Below are 25,778 nucleotides of genomic sequence, written 5' to 3' on the forward strand. Positions count from 1 at the left end.
AATGAAGATAGTCTCGGTGGTCTTTCATCCATTATTGATGGCTACCTATTTGAGCTCAATATTATTTTTAAAAGCTCCAGAGTTTTTCCCTAGAGTACTTCCTGAACTGGTACCAAAATTTGTGTTAATTGTATTTATTACCACTTGTTTAATGCCCGCATTAAGTATTTTTTTACTCCGAACATTTTCTTATATCTCAAACTTAGAATTAACACAAAGAAACGAAAGGATTCGTCCATTCATTTTTATTGCATTCTACTATGCTGCAGCATCTTATCTTTTTGCTGATAAACTCAGAATGGGCCCTTTGTTTATGACTGTAATGATATCCGTTTCTATACTTATTGTACTCCTTTTAGTTATTACAAGATGGTTCAAGATTAGTATCCACTCCGCAGCTATTTGGGGAGGCGTAGGCTTTATCGCTGCATTGATTGTGACTACTGGATTAGATACAGGGTGTTTCTTTTACCTACTTATCCTAGCGGCAGGTCTTACAAGCTCAAGCAGGCTATTTCTTGGTTATCATCAACCAAAGGAAGTATGGTTTGGTGCTATGTTTGGGTTTGTATTTAGCTTCTTGACAATCGTTCTATTCTTCTAGAACCCGGTTACATTTATACCAATAGTTGTCATAATGGGATTAGATCCATCTTCAAAGGAATCTTTGAATACATCTGAAACATATCTCTTGTAAAAAACATGCACTCCTCTAAAACCCGCTCTTACTTGATATCCATATCTAAATGAATTCAAATTGAATTTTCCTGATATTTTTTGACGAGTAGTTTCTCCATTATTTTCATATTTCCATTTTGTATGAGCATTCAATCGAACTCCAACTACTCCTCCAACTCCTAGAAATAATCCCTCTCCATCCTCAGTGCCAAATGGATGAAATCTAAACTCAACTGGGATATCTAAATAAGTTATTGCAAGTCTATTTTTTTCAAAATTTTGTGTGTTAGGTCCAATAAATACAGATCTTAAAGTATCATTAACAAGTGCGTTGCTAAAAAGAGTAGATGAATCTCCCAAGCTCATTTTTTCTAAGCCGAGTCCTGCTCCATAATTCAAAGACAATTTGCTACTGAACGCTTTTCTTTTTGTATAGTAAACCCCAACAGATTTTGACGCCCAAGTTCTTCTCTCCAGAGGTCCTGGCATTGATGACCAAACATTAAATCCAACATCTACCATTAATTCTCCAGGAATGTCTGGACGTTTTAATCCATCTTGTGCGCTAGCAGAGATCATAAAAAAGATAAGAAGCGCTCCGTATACGTATTTCATGTGTGTAATATTGTTTTTATTGGACTCATGTAATGTCTGAATTAAGCTGTTTATCGACATTTCATTTGTTTAGCCTTGCTTCTACAAAGAAGAAGCTTTTATTCTGATAATATTCTTAATGAATGTTAAATGATAAAAGCTATCGATAGAAAAAATTTTCGCAAAGATATAATCATGTGCGACTAACGAAAATTTTAATGCATAATTGTTAGTTTTGCGCTCTCAAAGGACTCGTAGCACAACTGGATAATGCACCTGGTTACGGCCCAGGAGATTGGGGGTTCGAATCCCTCCGAGTTCACTAAAGCAAGCTATTTAGGCTTGCTTTTTTTGTTAGACTTCACCATATAAACTCAATAAACACATACCAACGTAACGGCCCAGGAGATTGGGGGCTGGTTCGCCAGTCCGATCGAATCCCTCCAAGTTCACTAAATCCACTTCGAGGAGTGATTTTCTATTTTTTTAGAAATTCTTCAACTTTTGCAATTACATCCTTGGCAAAATTGGAGATTGGCGTACATACACCTATAAAGACATTCTCACTTAATCGCTTGAATTTGACAACTGATTGGTTATCATCATGCGAATAATAACTAGAAGATTTTGTCAGTGTGTCTATTCCATATTCTCTATCAAGAGAAACAACTCTCTGCTCACAATCAGGGCTGATCATTGATTTATAAACAAATGATCTATCCGTGGTGTCAAGCACGAAAATGAAAGCGCCTGGCGTCAATGACTTTAGTGCATTGATCTTTTGGTGAGTTTCCGAAATAGTCATAGCATATAAGTTTTGCGCCCGTTTATTAAACTACGCGCACAGTGGTATGCAGCTTTTTATCAAAAATATACTTAGAATATGAATAATTTTACATGGGAAAATACTACTCTTCGCTTAGGTATTATCACTAAAAATCATGAATTTATGAGCCCTAAATTCATAGCTTTCTTGATTAACTCGGCCATGTTTTTTGCTCTTAATTTTTTCATAATATTACCTCGATGAGCTTCTACAGTGCGTTCGCTTATGAATAATTTTTCCGCAATTTCCTGGCTTTTCAAGCCATCAGATATATCATTCAGAACCTCTATCTCTCTTTTAGTTAATTGGACGCTTTCCGTTTTTTTCTTTTCTTTCTTTATCTCTTTGTACGAATTCAAGGCAGTATCTATTACTTCCCTGCTGAAGAATTTCCCTCCATTTAGAACCTTCTCAATAGCAACTAGAATTTCATCTGCTACACTATCTTTGACTACATAGCCAGCAATATTGAAGTTTAGACCTTCCATTACATATTCCTCATCTTTGTACATACTGAGGATGATAATTTTTATGTCGGGATACTTATCGCCTATTAGCTTTGATGCTTCAAGTCCGGTCATTTCCGGCATTGATATATCCATCAAAATTATATCGGGTAACAATCCTCCATCCAAAGCTTCAATTGCTTTAGAGGCTCGATCATACTCACCAGTAATCTCGATCGTAGAATCCATATCGATTATACTCCTTACTCCTTTGCGAACTAACTCATGATCCTCTATAAGAAATAGTTTAGTTTTTTTCATTTAAATGGAATTTTTAAGCTTATAAATGTGCCAGAACCTTTTGAAGTATCAATATTACATTCTGCATTCAAAACCTCAGCTCTGAATAGCATATTTTGAATACCATGATGAGAGGTTTCATCTGTATAGTCTCCTAAATCGAATCCCACTCCATCATCTTCAATAGTCATTTGAATATGATCATCAAATCCGTAAAGTTGAATAGATGCCGTTGATGCTTCTGAGTGCTTAATGATGTTAGATATATTTTCCTGTGAAATTCGATAAATATTAACCTTATGCTTCATGTCAAGCTCTGGAAGATCTTCTGTGCGAAGTTCAAATTGAATATCTGAACTTTTTGTGGCTTGATCTACTATTTTTTTCAAGCAAACCTCAATAGGAAAATCACTCAAAAGTGTTGGCAATAGGCCATCTGTTACCTTACGCATCTCATCCAGAAACTGATCTACCATATCAGACAGCCCTTCTCCTGTGTCGCCTTTTTTGATAGATAACTTTATCATGTTGGCAATTTGACCAACGCCATCATGAAGATCTCTGGCAATACGCTCTCGTTCTTTTTCCTGCCCCTCGATAAACGACAATAGACGTCTATTTTTCATGTCTTCATCTGCCTCCCTCATTTTCACACGTTCTGTTATATCCTTGAAAAAGAACAATGTATAATCTTCATCTAACGAAACATTGTGCGTATAAAAATCTCCGTATACATGATCGGAACTTGCATTTTCTAGTTTTACCTCCATTGTATCTTCTATCCCTAGAATATCTGCTTGGTTGATTCCTTCAGAATCTACAAAATTGAGAACATCATTAATATTTCTATTCATCAATTGATCAAATGATTTTGCAGTGATTTGTTCAACAATTGTATTTGTATACTTTATCGTATCCTTAGCATCTAACAAGAAGATAGCTTTATCTATGGAGTTTATTATTGTTTGAAATAACTCACTGTTATCCTTAATTTTCTTCTCTGCTTGAGCCTTATAGAGAGCTACATCAATATTCGAAAGAAGTTCAGCTTCATTAAAAGGCTTTACTACATAACCATAAGGTAAACTAAATTTTGCCTTTTGAATCGTCGGCTCATCTGTAAGCGCCGTTAAAAATATGATAGGGATATCAAGGCTCTGTTTAATCTCAAAAGCTGCATCAATACCATCTGAGTTAGTCTCCATCATGATATCCATAAGGATCAGGTCAGGTGTTTCTTGTGTTGCAGTCTCCACTGCCTCCTTTCCTGAATAAACAGACAAAACGTGATGATTCCCGGATTCAAGGGCATGCTTAATATGCTGATTTACAATCAGAGAGTCTTCCGCTACTAAAATTTTTCCCATAGGTATTGATGATTACTATCAATTTATTAAGTTTTTGTGAGATATTACAATTTGTAAGTGCTCGGAAAAGACTGATTTATGAAAGAGGTTTTCATCGTTTCAAAAAATACTTCGCTAAGTAATTATTTATTTCTTCTTTTGGATGAGATATGCCCAAAAACATTTTCGCTGGCCCTTGAATTTTCAAATGAAATTGATTTGCTGATTCTAGACACTGAAACAATCTCTCCAGATGAAACAAAAAAATACATATTAGAGATTCCGACACTTTTATTTGCATACACTAAGCTTCCTCTTCTTATGCAGTATACTTCCAGATATGATATAAATGGAATTATCGCTTTATCTATGGAAGCTGAAGATATTTTAAAAACTTTGCAGGCAGCTATTGAAAATGATATCTATTATAATGAAACTATGATAGGGATGTTGTTTTCAAGTAAGGCAAATGAAATGACGGAAAAAATTTCTTCTCTAACCGATAGAGAGATTGAAATTCTCCGCTTGATGATGGGAGATTTCACCAATGAAGATATTGCTAAAAAGCTTGACCTGAGTGTTCGTACAGTAAATGCACATAAGGGGAATATTATACGAAAAATAGGATCGAAAACCACGAGTGGACTCATTCAAACTCTTATGAGTTATTCTGCAGATTTTAAAAATATACTCTGAAGCCGTTCTCATTATCCGGCTCTACTTTTCCATTCAGTTGCTTAACAAAGGTCCTAATTAGTGAAATCCCCAAACCCGTATTGCTATTCAACACATCCTTTTCAATGCGAGAACCATCATTTAATACTTTAAGAATATTCTCCTCCCCTAACTTGACTAGATGAATTCTTATTCTTCCGTTCTGCTCTTTTTTAAAACTATGCTTGACGGCATTAGACACCATTTCACTAACCATCAATCCTATCAATAATGCTTTCTCTACGTCCATAATAACCTGTGCGGACTTAACCTCTATTGAAACACCACTTGCTCCATGAAGTATCTGCAATTCACTGGCGATGTTATTTAAGTATTCTCCAATATTGATTTCTGAAACATTATAGAATGTATATAGCTTATCATGAATAACAGACATAGCTTTGATTCGATCATTCACCTCTTCAAAGATTCCTTTGGATTTATCATCATCCAAATCATAAGACTTCAAAGCTAAAATTGACGAAATCAATTGCATATTATTTTTGACTCTATGATGAACCTCTTTGATGAGTACATTTTTCTCTTCAAGAGATGATTCTAAGTCCACCTGAAGTTTTTTGTCTGGTGTTATATCATAGATAACACCAACCATCCCTCTAAGTTTATCATTATGATTTCTTAAGACCCTTGTAAAAGCTCGCAGATATTTGATTTCATCTCCAACCTTGATTTTCATTTCAGATTCAAGAAAGTTTATTCCCTTTCTTATCACACGAAGTGAATCATTGAGAACCTTTTCATCCTCGTTGATAAAATACTTTTTTAATTCCGTAAGAGGTATGGGTTCTTTACAATCTGAAAAGATGGAATACATCTGATCTTCCCAAAAAATCTCATCACTCTCTCTATCATACTCCCAAACCCCCAGATTAGCTATCTCGGTCGCTAAGAGTATCCGATCCGTTAAACGCTTAATTTTTTGCTCCGCAGTTTTTTGCTCTGTTATGTCCTGAACAGTCCCAATCATTTTTACGACAGAGCCTCTTTCTTTAATTATCGTACCTCTTCCGGAAATCCACTTATTTTTCTTCGTTTTCAGATGTTTAATCCGATAGATATGGAAAAAATCCTTCGACTCCTTGATTGACTTCTCAAGCTTTGTCGTAAACTCTTGAATATCCTCTGGGTGTATAAGCTTATGTACAATAGATATGTTTAGTTGGCCTTTGGAAAAGCCCATCATGGAAACCATTTCCTCCGAAGGAATAAAATCCCCAGAGGCAATGTTGTACTCATAATTAGCCATTTTCGAAATTCTTTGAGATTCCAAAAGTTTGAATTGGCTCTCTTGCAATTTTCTTTCAGCAATCTTAAGATCACTTACGTCAAGCATTCCAGTGATAGATCTTTCGAAATTTCCATCTTCATCATATTCTGCTACTGCGGAAAGTAACACATCCATTACCTGTCCAGACTTCTTTTTATATCCGTATTCAGCATTTCGTACAAATCCCTCTTTGAAGAGTTGCCTCATATTTTTTGCGATCTTACCCTTTGAATCTTTCACCAAAAAATCTACTGGCGACTTACCAATTACTTCGTTTCTTTCATACCCCATCTTCTCCAACCAAAAATCACTTACACTTATTATTTCTTGTTTATCATTGATCGAATGCATCATAACAGGGGCCTTGTTATAGATATTTCGATACTTTTTCAATGACTTTTCTAGCGCTATTTCAATTTCTTTTCGAGTATTAATATTTTGCCATGCTATTACGGCCCCAAATGGCTCATTCAACGGTGTTACCTTTAAATTGTACCACTTGTCATCAGCCAATTTCATTTCATGATCCAGAGCTCTCATTTCTTGATTGAGAACCGCTTTCAGACCTTCTTTTAAATAATCAACTTCCCCAAAGTATTCCATGAAATCGAATACGGACTCACCAATTTTCAGTTCATTGTAAGGTTGAGTATTGATATACGCCGAAAGACTTTTATTGATATTGATGATTATTCCATTTTCATCCACCACCAACAGGGCCTCATTTAGCGCATCCAGAATTCCTTGCTTCAAAAACTCCTCTCGCTCAGTTTTTTCTTTTGATTCAATGTATTCTGTAATATCTTCTGAAATGAAAACCACGTTATCCAGATCGCCTTTTGAATCATGTAATGGATAGTATTTGATACGAAACCATTTTAACAATCCATCACCTTCTGGTAGTGGGATTTTTGCTGTTGTCTCTCCTACAATTCCATTAAAAGCCTCGGCAATTCGTCTAGAGTAAGGAGGGACATTCAAAATATTATCTTCCAACAAATTGAATGTGCCGATGTAGTCATCTAAATCAATGTTCCAAAATTCTGCTGATTTTTGATTGGTTGCTATTAAAGTTCCTTTTCTATCATAAATAGAAATACCATATGGAGCTTCAGAAATCATCTGCCTATATCTCTTTTCGCTCTCTCTCAATTGTATTCTGGATTGCTTTTGTTCTGTTACATCCAGCATCAATCCTCTCAACCTTTCAGGTTTCCCATTAACTTTAACCACCTCCACCATATCTCGAACCCAAATGACTTTACCATTATTATGTATTAGCCGATATTCAAGTTGATAGTCATCAACATCTCTGGTTTTTAGCTTTTCATAACTCAAAACTCTTTCCTTATCCTCTTCATGGAGGATAGACTGCCAAAATCCATCTTGGAGCCAAGCCGTACGATCATAGCCAAATAACTCAGTCACTTTAGGACTGATGTAAGTAAATGACACAGAACCCATAGTGCTTTCCCATACTACTGCGTTGATATTCTCAACAAGAATTTTGTAGCGATCTTCTTCTTGCCTGCGAGCTCTATCTTCTTCAACTTCTTTAGTGATATCAGCAAAATTTGAAACACCTCCAATCAATTTATTTTCATCGTCATAGATCGGAGCTGCATTAATGGAAAACCATTTATTGGTACCATCAATTTTTGCCCCATGTACTTTGGAGGTGACCACCTTCTCGTAATTGAGCACCTGATAGAGTGCATGATTTTCGCTATCGATAGGATTATATTCTTTATCAAACTGTGTTAAATGAAAACTTTGATAATGAATTCCCTGCAATTGGCTTTTATCTGAAATTCCCAGCATAGAAAATGCTGACTTGTTCGCATAGATAACTATACCAGAGAGATCAACCTGAATAATACCAAATGGCATACTTTCAAGTACATTCTTATGAGATATATCAACTGGTGAGTTCACTAAGCCGGTAAGAAGTAGAATTTAAAATTATTAGAAATATGATGAAGATTAGGAGCTTTCTTCAAATCAATTTTTGACTAGGCATTTTAACTAAACTAAATTCCTAATATCCACCAAGCTAATCACGACTTAGATAAATGTCTCTTTGTAGAAGATAAAACATATCAAACAGGTGTATGATGATATGTGGAGAGGTTACGAAAGTAACTTCTCATTTTTTAAAGATACAATGCGTTCAGCAGTGTGATTAGGTGATTTGGTGCCTCGGGAGGGGTACCTTTTTTTATGTCTAAAAACTCTATTTAGATTGATTCTAAATAATTACATTTGCCTAAAAGAAATCATATGAAATACATAAAGCTTTTATTACTTGTATTGACGGTTGCTTGTTCTGGAGCTAAAAAGAATGAAGATAGTTCCTCTCAAGAACAGGTTCTAAATGTCTATTCACACAGACATTATGATGCAGATAAGCTAGCTTTTGAAAGGTTTACAAAAGAAACTGGTATTAAAATAAATTTGGTAAAAGCGGGTGCAGATGAATTGATCTCCAGGTTGGAAATTGAAGGAGAAAGCTCTCCTGCCGATGTTCTTATTACTGTAGATGCTGCTAAATTAAATAGAGCAAAATCGAAGGGCCTGCTTCAATCTGTTGAAGCAACAACAAGCAATAAAGACGGTTTTATAGACCCTGAAAATTATTGGTATGCTATGACCTATCGTGCAAGGGTTATTGCATATGATAAAGCTGATGTAGATATCTCTGAACTTTCAACTTATGAAGATTTAGCAAATGAAAAATGGAATGATCGTATTCTTATCAGGTCTTCAGGCAGTTCATATAATCAGTCTCTGCTTTCTTCAATCATTCATGAAAATGGATCAGATATAGCAAAAGAGTGGGCAAAAGGTATCGTTAGTAATATGGCTCGTGAACCAAAAGGTGGTGATAGAGATCAGATTAAAGCCATAGCTTCTGGTTTAGGCGATCTGGCAGTTGTAAATACCTACTATTTAGGACTCTTACTAAACTCTGAAAACCCAGAAGAGGTAAAAGCTGGAGAAAGTGTGGGTATATACTTTCCCAATCAAGATGGTCGCGGAGGTCATATTAACATTAGTGGTATAGGAGTTACTAAATATGCTCCAAATAAGGCAAATGCAATTCAATTTATTGAGTTCTTGACCAGTGAAGAAATTCAAAAATTTTATGCCGAAACATCCTTCGAATACCCAGTTCATAAGAATGTATTACCTGCATCAACCGTTGCTGCCTGGGGCGATTTTAAAATTGATGATCTGGAATATGCTACCAAGCCTGAACTATTAGAAGAGGCGATAAAAATCTTTGATGAAGCCGGCTGGAATTAGGCGCCCAAAACATTTCTATTGGCGACTCGCTTCAAACATCATTCTTGGAGCACTATTGCTACCATTGTTAATTGTAGCGAGTCGTTCTTTTACGTTGGATTCTTCCAACCTATTGCATATTGTTCGTAACCTTCTGCCTCTTTACTTATGGAATACGTCCATACTAGTTTTAGGTATCTCTGCATTGACACTTACGCTAGGTGTAACCACAGCATGGTTTGTCACTGTGTATGAATTTCCATTTCGAAAACAATTGGAGTGGATATTAATTCTGCCTCTTGCAATTCCCACATTTATCAATGCAATTGCGTATGTTGGATTAACTGATTACGCTGGACCTATTCGAATCTTCTTGAGATGGACAGGGAATGATTTATATATAGATATTATGAATCACTTTGGAGCCATATTCGTCATGAGCTTTGTTCTTTATCCATATGTGTATGTTACCTCTAGGTCTGCATTTTTGCTCCAATCAACTTCTCTGATAGAGGTTTCAAGATCATTGGGTCAGTCTATGGGGATAACATTCAGAAAAGTAGTATTTCCTTTAGCATGGCCGGCAATTTTCGCCGGACTTATTCTGGTAATCATGGAAGTATTAAATGACTATGGTGTTGTGTCTTATTTCGGTATTCCTACATTCACTTCCGGCATTTTTCGCTCTTGGCTTGCGCTAGGTGATCTATCCACTTCCATATTTCTTTCACTAATTGTTCTCATATTTGTTTTGATTCTATTGGTAATAGAATTCCTGGCAAACAGGAACAAAAGAGTAACTCATGATAAATCAGAACAAGTATTCAGCAAGCTAATTCCCAGAAAAAAATGGGTTATGCTTGGTATTTGTTTAATCCCCATATTTCTTGGTTTCATCATACCTGTTGCCCAGCTAATTTGGTGGTTCACCATCGCCTATTCTCCTGATATATGGAAGCAGCTGATAAATCTTGTTGCAAACACTTCTCTTTTAGGAAGTATATCAAGCATTCTAATCGTCTGTTCAGGATTAGTGTTAAGTTATTCGTTTCGGCTAGTCAATAAAAAAGGTTTTCGTCGAACAGTTTCAAAATTACCATTCCTAGGCTATGCAATGCCAGGAGCAGTCATTGCAGTGGGGATCGTCGCTCTGATCATCCTTATAAATCCAGAACTAATCTATGCTGGAGTTTATGCACTAATTTTTGGTTATTTAGTGCGCTTTTTTGCTGTAGGATATGGATCCATAGAATCTGGACTTGACAAAATACCTAAGCAGTTTGATGATGCGGCTACTTCGCTAGGTAGCAATTCACTAAGAAATTTTTTGAAAATCCATATTCCTATCCTTAAACCTGTAATTCTAGGTTCTTTAATTATGGTTTTTGTGGATGTCACCAAGGAGCTTCCTCTAACTCTGATCCTTCGACCGTTTAACTTTGAAACGTTAGCTACAGATGCCTTCCAATATGCGAAAGATGAAATGGCCCCCAGAGCTGCTTCATCCAGCTTGCTTATTATTTTTGTTAGCGCAGTACCTGTATATTATTTAAATAAAATTCTACATCGCAATTGAATCTTAAAGTCAATCATATCAGTAAAGCCTTTCAGACAAATCAAGTTCTAAATGATGTATCTATTGAAGTTGATAAAGGAGAAATTCTCTCACTAACAGGGGAAAGCGGCTGTGGTAAAAGCACATTGCTACGTATCATTTCCGGACTTGAAACACCAGACCAAGGCTCTATTGTATTAAATGGTAAGGACATTACAGATTTGAGTCCAGAAAAACGCAAATTTGGATTTGTCTTTCAAAACCTTTCGTTATTTCCGCACCTTTCAGTCAAGGAGAATATTTTTTATGCAATTACTCAAAAAGAGAGAACTCCTAAAAGATTGGAAGAGCTCTTGAGTATGACAGGACTTACAGGTCTGGATGCCAGATTTCCTCATGAACTTTCTGGTGGACAACAACAACGAGTAGCTCTTGCCAGAGCTCTTGCTATAAAGCCCCAACTTCTCATTCTGGACGAACCATTTAGCAGTCTGGATGAGCTGCTAAAAACTAAGATAAGAGAAGAAATATTTGACCTATTAAGGTCGCTTCATATTACCACCATTCTTGTCAGCCATCAAGCATCGGATGCCTTTTTAATTGCTGATAAATTGGTTGTCATGCGTCATGGTGAAATTCAACAAACAGGCACACCATCGGATGTATATAAAAACCCTATTTCTCCTTACGTGTCAGATTTTTTTGGAGCAAGCGTTATCCTAAATGGTGAAAAATCATCTGAAGATCTTGTCAAGACATCCTTTGGGAATCTTAAAATTGATAATGATAGAATAGATACTTTTCAATTATTCGTAAGGCCCGAAAATATTCAGATAGGCTCTAAAAATGACTATAACTTGTCAGGAAAGGTATTGAAGAAAGAGTTTAAGGGACCACATGATGTTTTGAAAATTGGTAACACAAACAATGACGAATCAATCAGTTTGGAAACTGAAAGGTGTTCGATTCAAGTCAATGATTTTATCTATTTAAAAGTGCCTGAAGAAAAAATTCAGATTTTTAAGTAGTGTTCATTCTGTTTTGCTAGCCGTTCATATTTGTACAATAGTATTTTTCCACTAAATTATAATTAACTAAATATCAGATAGTTATACTATTTGGCATAGTCATTGTAATATATTTAGCAAATGGCAACCAACCGACCAAATATTAAATTCAATCGTACTTTGCTAATTCTGTTAGGAATTCTGCTAGCGTGTTTACTTACGTTAAATGCTCAGTCAATGTATTCTACTGATTTATTAAGTGCGCCAACAACGCCAACAAGTGTTGAACAATCCGCTCCCAAAACCATTATTGAACAAATAGGTAAGATCAGTTTTGATAGTTTCATTAAAAAAATCTCATCTTTAAAGTAAAGAATAATGGAAATGGCAAAGAGACTGTTTAGATCTAATGAACGAATGTTGGGAGGGGTATGTGCAGGAATTGCGAAATATCTTGATTGGGATCCTACTTTGGTGAGGATTGCCTATCTCGTTCTATCTATTGTAAGTGTCGCTTTCCCAGGAATACTTATTTATATCATCCTTTGGATTGTCATCCCGCCAAGGTATTAAACCTTATTGAAGAAATTCATCCATCTATCGGGCAATTCACCTTTTAAGGCTAAATCATAGTCACTATAATTACAAGCAACCATTCTATTACGATTAAATAGACCTTCAGATTCAGGATTGGGTACTTCCATCCACCATCTTTCGGATAATTTACTTTTATAGAATCTTATAGTTTCGGGATCACCTCCAAGATGGACTTCATACATTAAGTAATCATTAGATTTGAAATTTTTATCTCCTTTTCGGTGATAAAATCCCTCAATGAAATACCAAATCATGGTACTCAAAACAAAGGCAGTTTTGCGATCTGATGAATCTCTGAAAGCATCATAATTATACAAGCCAATGGAGCTCATTTTTTCATTCTGACCTGCATACCAACATAGCTGACATGCCTCTTCACCCGTAAGTCCGTAAACTTTTGAGTTGCTTGCTCCAGGAGCATAAAAAGCCTGAAGTGCTGAAAGATCAAATGACATCATATCGGCATCTCGAACTATTGGCTCAATATCTTTGATATTTTCTTTTACCACACCTAATCGAACCGCTTCAAAGGACAATTTCTCAATTAGCTCAATTGACTTTTGCTCGGTTAGATAGCTTTGATAAGCTAAGTGATAATAGCTAAAAAGATAATTAGGGCTATGTTTTAAAATTTCACTAACGTGTCCAAGTGAAGGATTTTCATCATCAAAATCCATTTGGTTATCAATTCCCAAAATGGAAATCAGTTTATCGCTTGATTCGTAGGCATAGTATTGGCCTAAATCCAAGTCATGAGAACCTCCAAAAAGAACAGGAATGATACTCTTTTCCATCAAATAACCGCAGACTTCTTTCAACCTTAGATATGTATCCTCCAATGTTGGACCATTTCTGAAATTACCTAAATCAATAACACCATAATCCCCAAAACCTTTCTTTAAAACATATAATTGTTTTCGTACTTCATCTGCTGACTTTAGATCAGCCTCTTCGCTTGCTCCTCTGTACTCACATAACCCAATCAAAGCAATATCTAAACCCTCATGATCCGGCATTTTATGTCGGTTAACATAAATAGATGACTGAAAAGAAGCTGGAGCTTTATCCACATCGATATCGATGGGGTCAAAGAAAAGTTTTAGATCCATTCAGCTAATTTAGCTAGAAACAAAAAAGCCTCACATCTCTGTGGGCTTTTTAATGCTCAGGTTCGTTTATCTTATTGTAAAACCAAATGTTTCCGTTTCATTGCCCGTCTCTACAACGATTGTGTAAGTTCCTTCAGTGAACTTTACAAGTTCATAGAGTTCAATAATCTCTGATTCTAGGGTTATATCTAGAGAATCATTAATCATAACTCGAACTCCGTCTTGATTAGATTTTCGCATAAGGGTTGCTCTTACATCCTTTGAGAAAACAGGTTGTCCACTTTCATACTCAAGTACTTTTTCAGAGTAGACTATACTAGCTAGATTTTGAGGAACACTAGATTCTGATTTAAGCATTTCTGCATCTGCCAGAAAAGCAATGATGAGGATTAGAATAAATTTTGGCATGACTATTTAATGTTTTAATTGCTACTAATTACAACTCAAACTTAGATTTCAGTCAAGCTAAATACAGGAGTAAATCACTGAATTCGGATTTTTACGAAAATCACGTATCAACAAAAAAGCCTTGCTAGTAGCAAGGCTTCAAATTATATTTTTGGTTGAATCTACCCTCCAAAATCATCAAATCTGATATTCTCATCCGGGATACCAAAATCTTCTCCCATTTTTTGAACAGCTTGATTCATCAATGGAGGTCCACAGAAATAAAGTTCTATTTCTTCAGGATTGTCATGCTTACTTAGATAATGATCAATTACAGCCTGATGCACAAAGCCAGTAAAACCATCACCTTTATCTTCCATACTGTTTTTAGCTGTCCAATTATCTTCTTCTAACGGCTCTGAAAGAACAACATGAAATTGGAAATTAGGGAAGTTTCTCTCAAGGTCGTAGAAATGCTCTAGATAAAAAAGTTCTCGTTTTGATCTTCCGCCATACCAGTAACTTACTTTTCTACCCGACTTAAGTGTTTTGAATAAGTGATAAAGATGAGACCTCATTGGAGCCATTCCAGCCCCTCCTCCAACGTAAAGCATTTCTGCATCTGATGGGTTAATAAAAAATTCACCGTAAGGTCCAGAGATAGTTACTTTATCACCTGGTTTTAACCCGAATATATAAGAAGAAGCAATTCCAGGATTTACGTTCATCCAGCCATTCTTTGCTCTATCCCACGGTGGAGTTGCTATACGTACGTTAAGCATTATTTCGCGTCCCTCAGCAGGATAAGAAGCCATGGAGTAAGCCCTCTCGATGGTTTCGTCGTTCTTCATTTTTAAATCCCATAGACCGAATTTATCCCACTCCATTTGGAATTTGTCCGGATCATCATGCTCTTCAGGGTGAGCCTTGATTTCCATGTCTTTGAAATCTACCTCACATTTGGGTACTTCAATTTGAATATAACCTCCAGCCTCATAATCCATCTCTTCTGGCAGCTCCACTACAAATTCTTTAATAAATGAAGCCACATTCCAATTTCTCACAACTGTCGCTTCCCATTTCTTAATTCCAAATATTTCTTCCGGAATTTCGATTTTCATGTCATTCTTTACCTTGACTTGACATGCTAATCTGACGTTTTCTTTCTGCTCTGATCTACTTAAGTGACCAACTTCTGTTGGCAGAACATCACCCCCTCCTTCAACTACTGTGCATTTACACATCGCACAAGTTCCACCTCCTCCGCAAGCGGATGGCAGGAATACGCTTTTTTGGGATAGCGTAGAAAGCAGAGTGGATCCCGCCTGAGTAACCATGGCATTTTCAGCATCTCCGTTTACGATAATTTTCACAGGTCCCGATTGAACCAGTTTTGACTGTGCCAGTAACAGAATCAATACCAGTAAAAGGATTAAAACTGTGAAGGCTATGATTGAAGTAACAACAATTGAAGACATATGTCTAAAAGCTTTTATTTAAAAAACACGGCAAATATAGCTGATCTGATATTCGATATTGCCTGAGATTACTAACCTTTTTTTCTATCTGATTTCACTAACAAGCTGATTATCCAAAATGTTAGATCAATCCAGCATTTTTAACAACATAGTGAGTCGAGATTTAAGCTGTCGTCTGTCGACGATAAAATCCAAAAATCCATGATCCAAGACAAACTCAGCACTTTGAAAGCCCTTGGGTAGATCTTTACCGATTGTTTCTCTAATGACTCTTGGTCCCGCAAAACCAATCAAAGCTCCTGGTTCTGCAATATTAAAGTCACCCAACATCGCATAAGATGCTGTCACGCCACCAGTTGTAGGATCAGTAAGTAAAGAAATGTACGGAATTTTAGCCTCAGAAAGTAGAGCCAACTTTGCAGAAGTTTTGGCCATTTGCATCAATGAAAAGCCTGCTTCCATCATCCGGGCACCTCCTGATTTTGAAATCATCAAGAATGGTATCTTCTTTTTCAAAGAATAATCTATCGCCCTAGCAATCTTCTCTCCAACTACAGATCCCATTGATCCTCCAATAAATGAGAAATCCATGCATGCAACCACAATATTTGCTCCATTCATCTTACCTGTAGCACTTCTAACAGCGTCTTTAAGATCTGTTTTCTTTTGAGTTGCCTTGATTCGATCTGGATATTTTTTAGTGTCTATAAACTTTAATGGATCTCCCGAGGAGAGATCTTCATCAAGTTCAATAAACTTATTATTATCAAACAATATTTCGAAATACTCTTTTGAACCGATTCGAACATGATAGTCATCATCTGGACACACGTAAGAGTTATTTTTCAACTCCCTCATGTGAATGATACTTCCACTAGGTGTTTTGTACCACAGTCCGTCAGGAACTTCCTTTTTGTCTTCGGTTTTTGTGAGTATTCCTTTGTCTTGTCGCTTAAACCACGCCATAGATTGAGATTAAAAGAGGGGCAAAACTACGAATGAATCCTTATAGTCTGACATGATTACTTCACTTCTTCGTAATCAATGTACTCACCTCCTGAAAAACCTTCGGTTTTTTTAGATTGCCTGGTGGAAGTTGGATCAACATTCACATTCCTGTTTCTCGTTTTATAAGATCGTTGAGAAAACTCTTGATTCCTTGTAAAACCACGAAACATCCCTGAAAAGATGAAAGAAGTAATCTTGTAAAATACGTACCCAATGAGGACTAATATGATTAATATCTTAAGCATGCCTATTAAACTTATCGACTTAAATACAAGTTTCGTTCATTGTAAATTTCCATAAAATAATCGTCCATCAAGTCATCTATAAAGTAGATAGCTTCTCCCGTAGATTTCATTTCTGGACCTAGTTCTTTATTTACATTCGGGAATTTATGGAATGAGAAGACTGGCTCCTTAATTGCGTATCCCTTTTTATAGGGCTTGAAGTCAAAATCAGTTACCTTATTCTCTCCCAACATCACCTTGGTAGCATAATTAACATAAGGTTCCCTATAGGCTTTGCAAATGAATGGCACTGTACGCGACGCTCTTGGGTTCGCTTCAATGATGTAAACTTTATCATCCTTTATAGCAAATTGGATATTGATAAGCCCAACCGTTCTCAATGCAACTGCTATTTTCTTGGTGTAATCTTCGATCTGTCTGATTACAAAATCTCCAAGGTTGAAAGGTGGGAGAACTGCATATGAATCTCCTGAATGAATTCCAGCAGGCTCGATGTGCTGCATTATTCCAATGATATACACATTTTCCCCATCACATATTGCATCTGCCTCCGCTTCAATTGCTCCTTCCAGAAAGTGATCAAGAAGTATTTCCCCATCAGGTTTATCATTCAAAATATCAACAACATGGTGTTCTAATTCCGTTTCGTTAATTACGATCTTCATGCTCTGACCTCCGAGCACATAACTTGGTCTTACCAGCAATGGAAAGCCCAACTTTTTTGAAAGCTCTACTGCCTCTTCTGCATTTTCAATCGTTCCATAAAGAGGGTATGGGATGTTTTGTTCTTTTAGCAAATCTGAAAATCGACCTCTGGCTTCTGCTAAGTCAAGTGCTTCATAACTAGTCCCTAAAATTTTAATTCCGTATCGTTCGAGTTTTTCAGCAAGCTTTAGGGCTGTCTGACCACCAAGCTGAACAATTACACCCTCTGGTTTTTCATGAAGTATGATATCATAAATATGCTCCCAGAATACTGGTTCGAAATATAGCTTGTCGGCTACATCAAAATCTGTTGAAACGGTTTCAGGATTACAGTTAATCATGATGGTTTCATAACCGCATTCTTTAGCCGCTAACACACCATGTACACAGGAGTAATCAAATTCAATTCCTTGCCCTATTCTATTGGGGCCAGAACCTAGAACGATAATTTTTTTCTTATCTGAAACCTGAGACTCATTTTCTTCTTCAAAAGTGGAGTAGTAGTATGGTGTTTGCGCTTCAAACTCTGCAGCACATGTATCTACCAGCTTATAAACTCTCTTAACGCCTAAATCATTTCTCTTTGTGTAAACTTCGCTCTCCAGGCATCCCAGAAGATGTGCAATCTGCCGATCTGCATATCCTTTCTGTTTAGCTTCCATCAGAAGCTCTTTAGTTATGTTTTCAATCGTAAACTTCCCAATTTCTTTCTCGAGCGTTATTAATTCTTCAATTTGGTTTAGGAACCATGGATCAATCTTGGAAAGCTTGTGTATCGTTTTAAATGGAATCCCTAGCTTGAAAGCATCATAGATATGGAATAATCTATTCCAACTTGGGTGCTCAAGGCTGTGAAGAATAGCCGCCTGATCTTTTAATTCACGACCATCAGCTCCAAGACCATTTCTTTTTATTTCTAGAGATTGACATGCTTTTTGAAGGGCTTCTTGAAAATTTCTCCCAATGCCCATCGCCTCTCCAACAGACTTCATCTGTAGACCTAGCTTTCTGTCAGATCCTTTGAACTTATCAAAGTTCCATCTAGGAACTTTGACGATAGTATAATCGATCGCTGGCTCGAAGAAAGCAGAAGTTGTTTGCGTAATTTGATTTTTTAATTCATCTAAGTTGTAGCCAATAGCAAGCTTAGCAGCAATTTTTGCTATTGGGTAGCCTGTGGCTTTTGATGCTAAGGCAGACGACCTTGATACTCTAGGGTTAATTTCTATTCCGATAATATCCTCTGTATCTGGATTAACTGAGAATTGAACGTTACATCCACCCGCAAAATGACCGATTCCATTCATCATTTTCTTAGCCAGATCTCTCATGTGCTGATACACCGTATCTGAAAGGGTCATTGCTGGAGCAACAGTAATCGAATCACCTGTATGCACTCCCATTGGATCAAAATTCTCGATAGAACAGATGATGATGATATTGCCGAGATTATCTCTGAGAAGCTCAAGTTCGTATTCTTTCCAACCCAAAATGCTTTGTTCAACAAGCACTTCATGAATTGGTGAAGCTTGAAGGCCTGCATTTAATGCATTATCAAATTCCTCCGGAGTATTTACGAAACCTCCACCATATCCTCCAAGTGTGTAGGATGGTCGAATCACCAACGGAAATCCTATTCTCTGAGCAATTTCTTTTCCTTTTAAGAATGAAGTTGCTGTCTCTCCTTCACAGACACCTACGCCCAGCTCAATCATTTTGTGACGAAATTTCTCCCGATCTTCTGTAGTTTCAATGGCGTCAATATTCACCCCAATCATTGCTACATTATATTTCTCCCATATTCCAGCTTTATCACAATCTATTGCCAAGTTAAGAGCTGTCTGCCCGCCCATTGTTGGCAAGACTGCATCAATTTGTGGATGCGCTTCAAGAATCTCACGAATTGATTGTTTATTCAGAGGTTTTAGATAAACATTGTCTGCAGTAACCGGATCCGTCATGATGGTAGCCGGATTCGAATTGATCAATGTAACTTCTATTCCTTCTTCTCGCAATGAACGGGAAGCTTGAGATCCAGAATAATCAAATTCGCATGCTTGGCCTATAATAATAGGTCCGCTTCCGATGATTAAGATTGATTTGATGTTTGGGTTTTTAGGCATAGGATGAATGTATTCCTGTTAGTTAATCAGGTTAAAACAAATTCCGACAAAATTAAAGTATGAACGATGGGCCACAAAGGAATTTCTTAAATAGTATTTGGGTTAATTGGTAGGTAAGCTTTAAGATTCAATATTTGTGAAACATTAATCCTAAATCCATGAAAGAAGCATACATTATTGATGGCATTAGAACTCCGATAGGAAATTTCGGAGGCACACTATCAGCCGTGAGGACTGATGACCTTGGCGCTTTAGTCATAAAAGAACTCATGGCAAGGAATGCTTCATTAGAGCCCTCATCAATCGATGAGGTAATTATGGGATGTGCAAATCAAGCTGGCGAAGACAATCGGAATGTGGCTAGAATGTCACTTCTTTTGGGCGGACTACCGTTTTCTATTCCGGGAGAGACTGTGAATAGATTGTGTGCTTCGGGTATGTCTGCAATTATTCATGCGAATAGAGCTATAAAAGCAGGAGATGGTGACCTATTCATTTCTGGAGGTGTAGAAAACATGACCAGAGGTCCGTGGGTTATCTCGAAATCCTCTCGCCCTTTTGGTACAGATGCCAAAATGTATGACTCAAGCTTTGGGTGGAGATTTATCAACCCAAAGATGGAAGAACTCTATGGTACCGATGGCATGGGTAATACTGCTGAAAACCTGGTTGAAATTCATAAGATAAGCCGAAAGGATCAAGACGCATTCGCCTATTGGTCGCAAGTGAAAGCCACAGAAGCTCAAAAAAATGGTCGGCTAGCCGAGGAGATTATGAGAGTCGAGATACCTCAACGCAAAGCGGACCCAATCATCTTTGATAAAGACGAATTTGTAAAGCCTTCTACTTCATTGGAAATTTTAGGTAAGCTAAGGGCTGCCTTCAAAAAAGACGGGTCAGTGACTGCCGGTAATTCGTCTGGGCTAAATGATGGGGCCGCTGCTGTCCTTGTTAGCTCTGAGTATGCTGTCAAAAATCATGATTTAAAACCTCTTGCCAGAATAGTGTCATCAGCTGTTGTGGGTGTAGAGCCGAGAATTATGGGTATCGGTCCGGTTGAGGCCTCTAAAAAAGCCCTTAAGAAAGCTGGTCTTTCTCTTGATCAAATGGACATTATCGAGTTAAACGAAGCGTTTGCCGCTCAATCTTTAGCTTGCACTCGATCCTTAGGTCTAGCTGATAATGATGAAAGAATTAACCCCAATGGAGGCGCTATCGCTATCGGTCATCCACTTGGAATGACAGGGGCAAGAATTACTCATTCAGCTTCTTTACAATTACAAAAGACCGGAAAACAATATGCGCTCTGTACGATGTGTATAGGGGTTGGTCAAGGGTATGCGGTAATTCTAGAAAGATCATAAAAAAAGCCGTGAAACACGGCTTTAATTCATTTCTATGGTAAGTCTTTTAATCTCTACTCAAGATTCTGAAACCAAGATTAATCTGAACATAGTTAGCATCCTTAACAATGTTATAAGCAGCACCAAGGTTTAGTCTGCCTACATAAACACCCGCTCGTGGAGCAAACCCAAACTCAGATTCAGCTTCACCTACTTCAGTGCCATCTATTTCAGCTGCTGCTATAAAGTACATGCCAAGTCCTAGCCCTGCATATGGTGTTACATTGTTTGTGGAAAACCTGTATGTACCTGTAGCTAAAACAGGAACAATTGCAGTGGCTTCAACAGAACCACCACCAGATATATCTTCCCCCGCAAAACCATTACTTCCAATATAAAGTCCTAGGTCAATATTTTCATTGAAGGCATATTTTGGCTCAACATAGACTCCAACGCCTAGTTTATAAGCATCTGCAAAATCACCTTGTGGAAGATTTGCGTTCAGTCCAAGTTCAACATGAAATTGTGCATTGGCCGTAAATCCTATTACAGCAACTAAACAAATACTTAGTAATAATTTTTTCATCTTTTTATTTATTTGGTTAAATATCTAGTCACAATGATACAGTTATCAGTTGATTAATTGCAACTGGACATTGTTATTTAGACCTACAACCATTTCTTTGTGTAAGAATCCATTAATATGATCTACGAATTCAATAACCTAAAACCTGTCATAGATGAAACTGCCTTTATACATCCCTTGGCTGCAGTCACTGGAGATGTAATCATCGGTAAGGATGTATATGTTGGCCCTGGGGCCGCTATACGAGGAGATTGGGGTTGCATCGTAATTAAAGATGGATGCAATATCCAAGAAAATTGCACAGTCCATATGTTTCCCGGGATCACTGTGACCTTACAAAAGGGAGCCCATATTGGGCATGGTGCTATTATCCATGGTGCTCAGATTGGAAAAAATGTTCTCGTAGGAATGAATGCAGTAATCATGGATAATGCTGAAATAGGGGATGAAAGTATTATTGGTGCTCTTACCTTTGTTAAGGCAAACGCGATTTTTGAAAAAAGAAGTTTGATTGTTGGAAATCCAGCTAAGAAGGTAAAAGAAGTAAGTGATGAAATGATAGCCTGGAAGACAGAGGGCACCAAATTATATCAACAATTACCTAATGAGTGTTTTGATACGCTCAAGGAATGTGAGCCTTTGAGGGTCGTGGAGACCAATAGATCAACAGCTACAGCAGCCTATAAAACATGGGATGAAACAAAAAAATAGCTATCCCTCATGAGCATGAAGGACAAGAATATGCACATTGCTGTTTCAGGGAATATCGGAGCAGGGAAAACCACTCTTACAGAAATGCTGGCAAAGCACTATGGCTGGCAAGCAGAATTTGAATCTGTGGATGACAATCCTTATTTGGAAGACTTCTATGGAGATATGCACAAGTGGGCTTTCCACTTACAAATATATTTTCTCAACAGCCGCTTCGAACAGATTAGCAAACTACGCTCTGGTGATCGAACTATTATTCAAGATCGAACTATTTATGAGGATGCATACATTTTTGCACAAAGTCTTTACAAACAAGGTTTTTTCAAGGAACGTGATTATAAAAATTATCGAGCGCTATTTGATTCAATGATTGAATTTATTAAACCTCCTGACTTACTTATCTATCTCAAATCAGATATCAGCAAACTTGTTAAAAACATCGAAACAAGAGGGAGGGATTATGAAAACCTTATTCGTATTGAGTACCTCAAGGGACTCAATCAGCATTATGAAGATTGGATAGCAAACTATGAAGTCGGAAAGTTGCTAATCATTGATGTTAGTGAAATTGACTTTGTTAAAAACACTGAGGATTTTTCAAATATTGTTTTTAAAATCGACACTGAACTTCATGGGTTGTTTAGTTAAATGCACTTTTTATATCCGTTAACTTTACAATAGAATCTTAAGAATCAATCAATATGGCAATACCCAAAATAAAACATTACATAGCTGGACAATGGATGGAAGGTTCTGGAGACGGAGAGGTTCTTCATCATGCAATTACAGGCGATCCTTATGCTACTCATACTATCAAAGACATTGATTTCAAAGACGCATATGATCATGCTAGAAATATTGGAAATCCTATTTTAAGAAAAATGACTTTTCAAGAGAGAGGCTTAATGCTTAAAGCTCTTGCATTCCACTTAATGGAGGTTAAAGAAAAATTTTACGAAGTAAGTAAAGCCACCGGTGCAACCAGAATTGACAGTTGGATCGATATTGAAGGAGGTATTGGAAATGTATTTTCAAACGCCAGCCTTAGAAGGCAATTCCCTGACTTACCTTATCACGTTGATGGGGATATGGTAGGGCTGTCAAAAGAAGGAACATTCGTGGGCCATCACATCATGGTACCAAAGGAAGGAGTAGCAGTACATATTAATGCATTTAATTTTCCTATTTGGGGGATGCTAGAAAAGGCCGCTGTGAACTGGCTTGCAGGTATGCCATGTATTATTAAACCCGCAGAGCAAACATGCTATCTGACGGAAGTAATGGTAAAAGAAATAATTGACTCGGGCATATTACCAGAAGGTGCTTTGCAGCTAGTTGCTGGGTTTGGAAATGGCATTCTCGATCATGTAGATATGAATGATGTTGTGACTTTCACAGGTTCTTTCGAAACAGGTAAAAAGCTCAAAACGCTTCCTCAGATAGTTGAAAACTCTGTTCCATTTAATCTCGAAGCTGACTCTCTGAATTGTGCAGTATTGGGAGAAGACGCGGTTCCTGGAACACCAGAATTTGATTTATTTATCAAAGAAGTACGAAAAGAGATCACTGTTAAATGTGGACAAAAATGCACGGCAGTAAGAAGAATTATTGTTCCTGAAAAGTTGGTAGAAGATGTGCAGATAGCTTTAGGGAAAGCCTTTGAAAAAACGACCATAGGTGATCCAAATGAGGAAGGTGTGCGAATGGGTGCACTTGCAGGAAAGGAGCAATTGGAAGAAGTGACGAAGCGTGTCGCAGAACTGGCCAAAACTTCAGAATTGGTGTATGGCTCATTAGAAAATAAAGGGGAGGCTATGGGAGCAGACTGGAAGAAAGGAGCATTTATGTCACCGCTTTTGTTTATCAATCAAAATCCACTTGAAACTGAGGAAGTGCACAACGTTGAGGCTTTTGGTCCTGTGAGTACAATCCTGCCATACAAAACAATGGATGAAGCGATCGCCATTTCAAAGAAAGGCAGGGGATCGCTTTGCTCTTCCATCACTACTGGTGACAATAAAATAGCAACAGAATATGTAGTAGGGGCCGCAACTCATCATGGGCGAATATTGGTATTAAATGAAGCTTGTGCTAAGGAATCAACTGGTCATGGCTCTCCCATGCCAATGCTGGTACATGGTGGCCCTGGACGTGCTGGAGGCGGGGAAGAAATGGGTGGAAAACGTGGCGTGATGCATTATCTACAGCGTACCGCTATTCAAGGGTCTCCTACTACACTCACTGAGATTACTCAGCAATATCAGTATGGTGGAGAATACAAAGACACTGAAAAACATCCATTCTCCAAGTACTTTGAAGAAATTGAAATTGGAGATACCGTTGTAACAGCTAAGCGTACAATAACAGAAGGTGATATTGTCACTTTTGCTAACGTAAGTTGGGATCATTTCTACGCACATACCGATGAAACATCTTTGGAAGGCACCACTTTCGAAGGGCGTGTGGCCCATGGTTATTTTATTTTATCGGCCGCAGCAGGTTTATTTGTCCAGGCTAAGAAGGGCCCAGTTCTTCTCAATTATGGTTTAGAAGAATGCCGATTTACCAAACCTGTTTACCCAGGTATGACTATAGGTGTCAGGTGCTCTGTTAAAGAAAAAGTAGACCAAGAGAAGAAAGATGATATCGCAAAAGGAATTGTAAAGTTCTTAGTGGATGTCTATGACGAAACTGGCGAAACCGTAGCTATTGCTACTATTTTGACGATGATTAAGAAGAAAGATCAATCCTAAAAGCTAAACTAAGAAGACTCAATCAGATTTTTCTTAATCGCATACAAAACCAGACCTGCTACATTTCTCGAATGAGTTTTTTGTAGCAGGTTATTTCGGTGGCCATCTACCGTTTTAGAACTTATGAACAGTTCTTCAGCTATTTCTCCAGTCGTTTTTTGTTGACAGACCAAACGCAGAACATCAATCTCTCTTTTTGTTAGCGGCACATCCTCGTCCTTTCTAAACTTGGGCTTATGTTTCTGATTCATTTTTTTCTGAATCGCCAACAAAGTTTTCTGATTAATGTATGAACCTTTGGTGTAGACTGCTTTTATGGCCTCAGTTACTTCGCTTGGATCTGAATCTTTAACTAGATAACCGTGTGCTCCCCGCTCTATTAATTCAGCTACAAATGCATCATCATCATGAACAGATAAAATCAAAATTTTAATCTCAGGAAAGTTTTCTACTACAGCGTCAGTTACAGCAATACCATCAAAGCTCTCATCCCCCTTCTGCGGAAGAGAAAGATCTACTAGCAGTACATCAGGCACTACCTCGCTATTGGACAATTTATCCAATACAGAAAAACCATCCTCAGATTCGAAAATGACTTCAAATTCATCATAGGATGAAAGAATTGCTTTCATGCCTTCCCTAAAAAGGAATTGATCCTCAACAAGTCCGATATTTATTTTATCCTGCATGATTC

General features: G+C 37.4%; 23 protein-coding genes and 1 tRNA gene. 11 read left to right on the plus strand and 13 right to left on the minus strand.

Going from position 1 to position 25,778, the window contains the following annotated elements:
• Window position 1: 1 nt before the first annotated feature.
• A complete protein-coding gene (locus tag ABJQ32_11805; GenBank protein MEP5290326.1) occupies window positions 2–604 on the plus strand; it encodes a hypothetical protein in 603 nt (200 codons plus the stop codon).
• On the opposite strand, the gene ABJQ32_11810 is transcribed toward ABJQ32_11805, so the two are convergent.
• Entirely contained in the window at window positions 601–1,293 is a 693-nt protein-coding gene (locus ABJQ32_11810) for an outer membrane beta-barrel protein (GenBank protein ID MEP5290327.1), read from the minus strand. The two genes, ABJQ32_11805 and ABJQ32_11810, sit on opposite strands and share 4 nt — an antisense overlap.
• A 227-nt stretch (window positions 1,294–1,520) precedes the next feature.
• Between ABJQ32_11810 and ABJQ32_11815 the strand changes: the two genes are divergently transcribed.
• Window positions 1,521–1,594: transfer RNA gene (locus ABJQ32_11815), tRNA-Arg, on the plus strand.
• A 156-nt stretch (window positions 1,595–1,750) separates the two neighbouring features.
• Here the strand turns inward: ABJQ32_11815 and ABJQ32_11820 are convergent.
• The 3 genes from ABJQ32_11820 to ABJQ32_11830 form a co-directional block, all read right to left on the minus strand.
• Window positions 1,751–2,077 carry a hypothetical protein gene (locus tag ABJQ32_11820; GenBank protein MEP5290328.1) on the minus strand — a complete coding sequence of 109 codons (327 nt, stop codon included), beginning with the start codon at window positions 2,075–2,077 and terminating at the stop codon, window positions 1,751–1,753.
• 134 nt (window positions 2,078–2,211) lie between these two features.
• The gene (locus ABJQ32_11825; GenBank protein ID MEP5290329.1) at window positions 2,212–2,865 is read right to left on the minus strand and encodes a response regulator transcription factor; all 654 of its coding nucleotides are present in this window, start codon (window positions 2,863–2,865) and stop codon (window positions 2,212–2,214) included.
• The gene (locus ABJQ32_11830; GenBank protein ID MEP5290330.1) at window positions 2,862–4,211 is read right to left on the minus strand and encodes a response regulator; all 1,350 of its coding nucleotides are present in this window, start codon (window positions 4,209–4,211) and stop codon (window positions 2,862–2,864) included. Before ABJQ32_11830 ends, ABJQ32_11825 begins: the two co-directional genes overlap by 4 nt.
• Window positions 4,212–4,289: 78 nt before the next feature.
• On the opposite strand from ABJQ32_11830, the gene ABJQ32_11835 reads away from it, so the two are divergent.
• Window positions 4,290–4,886 carry a LuxR C-terminal-related transcriptional regulator gene (locus ABJQ32_11835; GenBank protein ID MEP5290331.1) on the plus strand — a complete coding sequence of 199 codons (597 nt, stop codon included), beginning with the start codon at window positions 4,290–4,292 and terminating at the stop codon, window positions 4,884–4,886.
• Here ABJQ32_11835 and ABJQ32_11840 read toward each other — a convergent pair.
• Window positions 4,870–8,127, minus strand: a complete 3,258-nt coding sequence (locus ABJQ32_11840; protein MEP5290332.1) for a PAS domain S-box protein — start codon at window positions 8,125–8,127, stop codon at window positions 4,870–4,872. The two genes, ABJQ32_11835 and ABJQ32_11840, sit on opposite strands and share 17 nt — an antisense overlap.
• Window positions 8,128–8,472: 345 nt before the next feature.
• On the opposite strand from ABJQ32_11840, the gene ABJQ32_11845 reads away from it, so the two are divergent.
• The 4 genes from ABJQ32_11845 (at window position 8,473) to ABJQ32_11860 (ending at window position 12,612) form a co-directional block, all read left to right on the plus strand.
• Window positions 8,473–9,498, plus strand: coding sequence for a Fe(3+) ABC transporter substrate-binding protein (locus tag ABJQ32_11845; protein MEP5290333.1), 1,026 nt, complete (start codon window positions 8,473–8,475; stop codon window positions 9,496–9,498).
• Window positions 9,479–11,053: an iron ABC transporter permease gene (locus ABJQ32_11850; GenBank protein MEP5290334.1), complete on the plus strand. Its 1,575-nt coding sequence runs from the start codon at window positions 9,479–9,481 to the stop codon at window positions 11,051–11,053. The genes ABJQ32_11845 and ABJQ32_11850 overlap by 20 nt, the downstream gene beginning before the upstream one ends.
• Window positions 11,050–12,060, plus strand: coding sequence for an ABC transporter ATP-binding protein (locus ABJQ32_11855; GenBank protein ID MEP5290335.1), 1,011 nt, complete (start codon window positions 11,050–11,052; stop codon window positions 12,058–12,060). Before ABJQ32_11850 ends, ABJQ32_11855 begins: the two co-directional genes overlap by 4 nt.
• A gap of 363 nt (window positions 12,061–12,423) precedes the next feature.
• Window positions 12,424–12,612 carry a PspC domain-containing protein gene (locus ABJQ32_11860; protein MEP5290336.1) on the plus strand — a complete coding sequence of 63 codons (189 nt, stop codon included), beginning with the start codon at window positions 12,424–12,426 and terminating at the stop codon, window positions 12,610–12,612.
• Here the strand turns inward: ABJQ32_11860 and ABJQ32_11865 are convergent.
• The 6 genes from ABJQ32_11865 to carB all read right to left on the minus strand — a co-directional run bounded on the left by ABJQ32_11865 (window position 12,609) and on the right by carB (window position 19,691).
• Window positions 12,609–13,745 (minus strand): formimidoylglutamase, encoded by a 1,137-nt coding sequence (locus tag ABJQ32_11865; protein MEP5290337.1) that lies wholly within the window; start codon window positions 13,743–13,745, stop codon window positions 12,609–12,611. The two genes, ABJQ32_11860 and ABJQ32_11865, sit on opposite strands and share 4 nt — an antisense overlap.
• A 66-nt stretch (window positions 13,746–13,811) precedes the next feature.
• Window positions 13,812–14,153 carry a hypothetical protein gene (locus ABJQ32_11870; protein ID MEP5290338.1) on the minus strand — a complete coding sequence of 114 codons (342 nt, stop codon included), beginning with the start codon at window positions 14,151–14,153 and terminating at the stop codon, window positions 13,812–13,814.
• Window positions 14,154–14,314: 161 nt separating this feature from the next.
• Entirely contained in the window at window positions 14,315–15,610 is a 1,296-nt protein-coding gene (gene nqrF / locus ABJQ32_11875) for an NADH:ubiquinone reductase (Na(+)-transporting) subunit F (GenBank protein ID MEP5290339.1), read from the minus strand.
• Between the two features lie 126 nt (window positions 15,611–15,736).
• Entirely contained in the window at window positions 15,737–16,576 is an 840-nt protein-coding gene (gene accD, locus ABJQ32_11880; protein MEP5290340.1) for an acetyl-CoA carboxylase, carboxyltransferase subunit beta, read from the minus strand.
• Window positions 16,577–16,632: 56 nt separating this feature from the next.
• Window positions 16,633–16,863: a hypothetical protein gene (locus tag ABJQ32_11885; GenBank protein MEP5290341.1), complete on the minus strand. Its 231-nt coding sequence runs from the start codon at window positions 16,861–16,863 to the stop codon at window positions 16,633–16,635.
• An 11-nt stretch (window positions 16,864–16,874) separates the two neighbouring features.
• Entirely contained in the window at window positions 16,875–19,691 is a 2,817-nt protein-coding gene (gene carB, locus ABJQ32_11890; GenBank protein ID MEP5290342.1) for a carbamoyl-phosphate synthase large subunit, read from the minus strand.
• Window positions 19,692–19,849: 158 nt separating this feature from the next.
• On the opposite strand from carB, the gene pcaF reads away from it, so the two are divergent.
• Window positions 19,850–21,055, plus strand: coding sequence for a 3-oxoadipyl-CoA thiolase (pcaF, locus tag ABJQ32_11895; protein ID MEP5290343.1), 1,206 nt, complete (start codon window positions 19,850–19,852; stop codon window positions 21,053–21,055).
• Window positions 21,056–21,101: 46 nt separating this feature from the next.
• Here the strand turns inward: pcaF and ABJQ32_11900 are convergent, their stop codons facing one another.
• Window positions 21,102–21,620, minus strand: coding sequence for an outer membrane beta-barrel protein (locus ABJQ32_11900; GenBank protein MEP5290344.1), 519 nt, complete (start codon window positions 21,618–21,620; stop codon window positions 21,102–21,104).
• Window positions 21,621–21,737: 117 nt separating this feature from the next.
• Between ABJQ32_11900 and ABJQ32_11905 the strand changes: the two genes are divergently transcribed.
• From ABJQ32_11905 to paaZ, 3 genes are read left to right on the plus strand one after another with little or no spacing between them, the layout of a single operon-like run.
• A complete protein-coding gene (locus ABJQ32_11905) occupies window positions 21,738–22,331 on the plus strand; it encodes a transferase hexapeptide repeat family protein (GenBank protein ID MEP5290345.1) in 594 nt (197 codons plus the stop codon).
• A gap of 15 nt (window positions 22,332–22,346) precedes the next feature.
• Window positions 22,347–22,979 carry a deoxynucleoside kinase gene (locus ABJQ32_11910; protein MEP5290346.1) on the plus strand — a complete coding sequence of 211 codons (633 nt, stop codon included), beginning with the start codon at window positions 22,347–22,349 and terminating at the stop codon, window positions 22,977–22,979.
• Window positions 22,980–23,032: 53 nt separating this feature from the next.
• Entirely contained in the window at window positions 23,033–25,084 is a 2,052-nt protein-coding gene (paaZ, locus tag ABJQ32_11915; GenBank protein ID MEP5290347.1) for a phenylacetic acid degradation bifunctional protein PaaZ, read from the plus strand.
• An 8-nt stretch (window positions 25,085–25,092) separates the two neighbouring features.
• On the opposite strand, the gene ABJQ32_11920 is transcribed toward paaZ, so the two are convergent.
• On the minus strand, window positions 25,093–25,773 hold the full coding sequence (locus tag ABJQ32_11920) for a response regulator transcription factor (protein MEP5290348.1): 681 nt from the start codon (window positions 25,771–25,773) through the stop codon (window positions 25,093–25,095).
• Between the last annotated feature and the right edge of the window lie 5 nt (window positions 25,774–25,778).

The organism is Marinobacter alexandrii (assembly GCA_039984955.1).
GTDB lineage: Bacteria > Bacteroidota > Bacteroidia > Cytophagales > Cyclobacteriaceae > Ekhidna.

What these genes read in the sequence shown, in the direction of transcription:
- ABJQ32_11805 (MEP5290326.1), top strand. Translation starts at nt 2, where the DNA reads ATGAAGATAGTCTCGGTGGTCTTTCATCCATTATTGATGGCTACCTAT.
- ABJQ32_11810 (MEP5290327.1), bottom strand. Translation starts at nt 1,293, where the DNA reads ATGAAATACGTATACGGAGCGCTTCTTATCTTTTTTATGATCTCTGCT.
- ABJQ32_11820 (MEP5290328.1), bottom strand. Translation starts at nt 2,077, where the DNA reads ATGACTATTTCGGAAACTCACCAAAAGATCAATGCACTAAAGTCATTG.
- ABJQ32_11825 (MEP5290329.1), bottom strand. Translation starts at nt 2,865, where the DNA reads ATGAAAAAAACTAAACTATTTCTTATAGAGGATCATGAGTTAGTTCGC.
- ABJQ32_11830 (MEP5290330.1), bottom strand. Translation starts at nt 4,211, where the DNA reads ATGGGAAAAATTTTAGTAGCGGAAGACTCTCTGATTGTAAATCAGCAT.
- ABJQ32_11835 (MEP5290331.1), top strand. Translation starts at nt 4,290, where the DNA reads ATGAAAGAGGTTTTCATCGTTTCAAAAAATACTTCGCTAAGTAATTAT.
- ABJQ32_11845 (MEP5290333.1), top strand. Translation starts at nt 8,473, where the DNA reads ATGAAATACATAAAGCTTTTATTACTTGTATTGACGGTTGCTTGTTCT.
- ABJQ32_11850 (MEP5290334.1), top strand. Translation starts at nt 9,479, where the DNA reads ATGAAGCCGGCTGGAATTAGGCGCCCAAAACATTTCTATTGGCGACTC.
- ABJQ32_11860 (MEP5290336.1), top strand. Translation starts at nt 12,424, where the DNA reads ATGGCAAAGAGACTGTTTAGATCTAATGAACGAATGTTGGGAGGGGTA.
- ABJQ32_11865 (MEP5290337.1), bottom strand. Translation starts at nt 13,745, where the DNA reads ATGGATCTAAAACTTTTCTTTGACCCCATCGATATCGATGTGGATAAA.
- ABJQ32_11870 (MEP5290338.1), bottom strand. Translation starts at nt 14,153, where the DNA reads ATGCCAAAATTTATTCTAATCCTCATCATTGCTTTTCTGGCAGATGCA.
- nqrF (MEP5290339.1), bottom strand. Translation starts at nt 15,610, where the DNA reads ATGTCTTCAATTGTTGTTACTTCAATCATAGCCTTCACAGTTTTAATC.
- accD (MEP5290340.1), bottom strand. Translation starts at nt 16,576, where the DNA reads ATGGCGTGGTTTAAGCGACAAGACAAAGGAATACTCACAAAAACCGAA.
- ABJQ32_11885 (MEP5290341.1), bottom strand. Translation starts at nt 16,863, where the DNA reads ATGCTTAAGATATTAATCATATTAGTCCTCATTGGGTACGTATTTTAC.
- carB (MEP5290342.1), bottom strand. Translation starts at nt 19,691, where the DNA reads ATGCCTAAAAACCCAAACATCAAATCAATCTTAATCATCGGAAGCGGA.
- pcaF (MEP5290343.1), top strand. Translation starts at nt 19,850, where the DNA reads ATGAAAGAAGCATACATTATTGATGGCATTAGAACTCCGATAGGAAAT.
- ABJQ32_11900 (MEP5290344.1), bottom strand. Translation starts at nt 21,620, where the DNA reads ATGAAAAAATTATTACTAAGTATTTGTTTAGTTGCTGTAATAGGATTT.
- ABJQ32_11905 (MEP5290345.1), top strand. Translation starts at nt 21,738, where the DNA reads ATGATCTACGAATTCAATAACCTAAAACCTGTCATAGATGAAACTGCC.
- ABJQ32_11910 (MEP5290346.1), top strand. Translation starts at nt 22,347, where the DNA reads ATGAAGGACAAGAATATGCACATTGCTGTTTCAGGGAATATCGGAGCA.
- paaZ (MEP5290347.1), top strand. Translation starts at nt 23,033, where the DNA reads ATGGCAATACCCAAAATAAAACATTACATAGCTGGACAATGGATGGAA.
- ABJQ32_11920 (MEP5290348.1), bottom strand. Translation starts at nt 25,773, where the DNA reads ATGCAGGATAAAATAAATATCGGACTTGTTGAGGATCAATTCCTTTTT.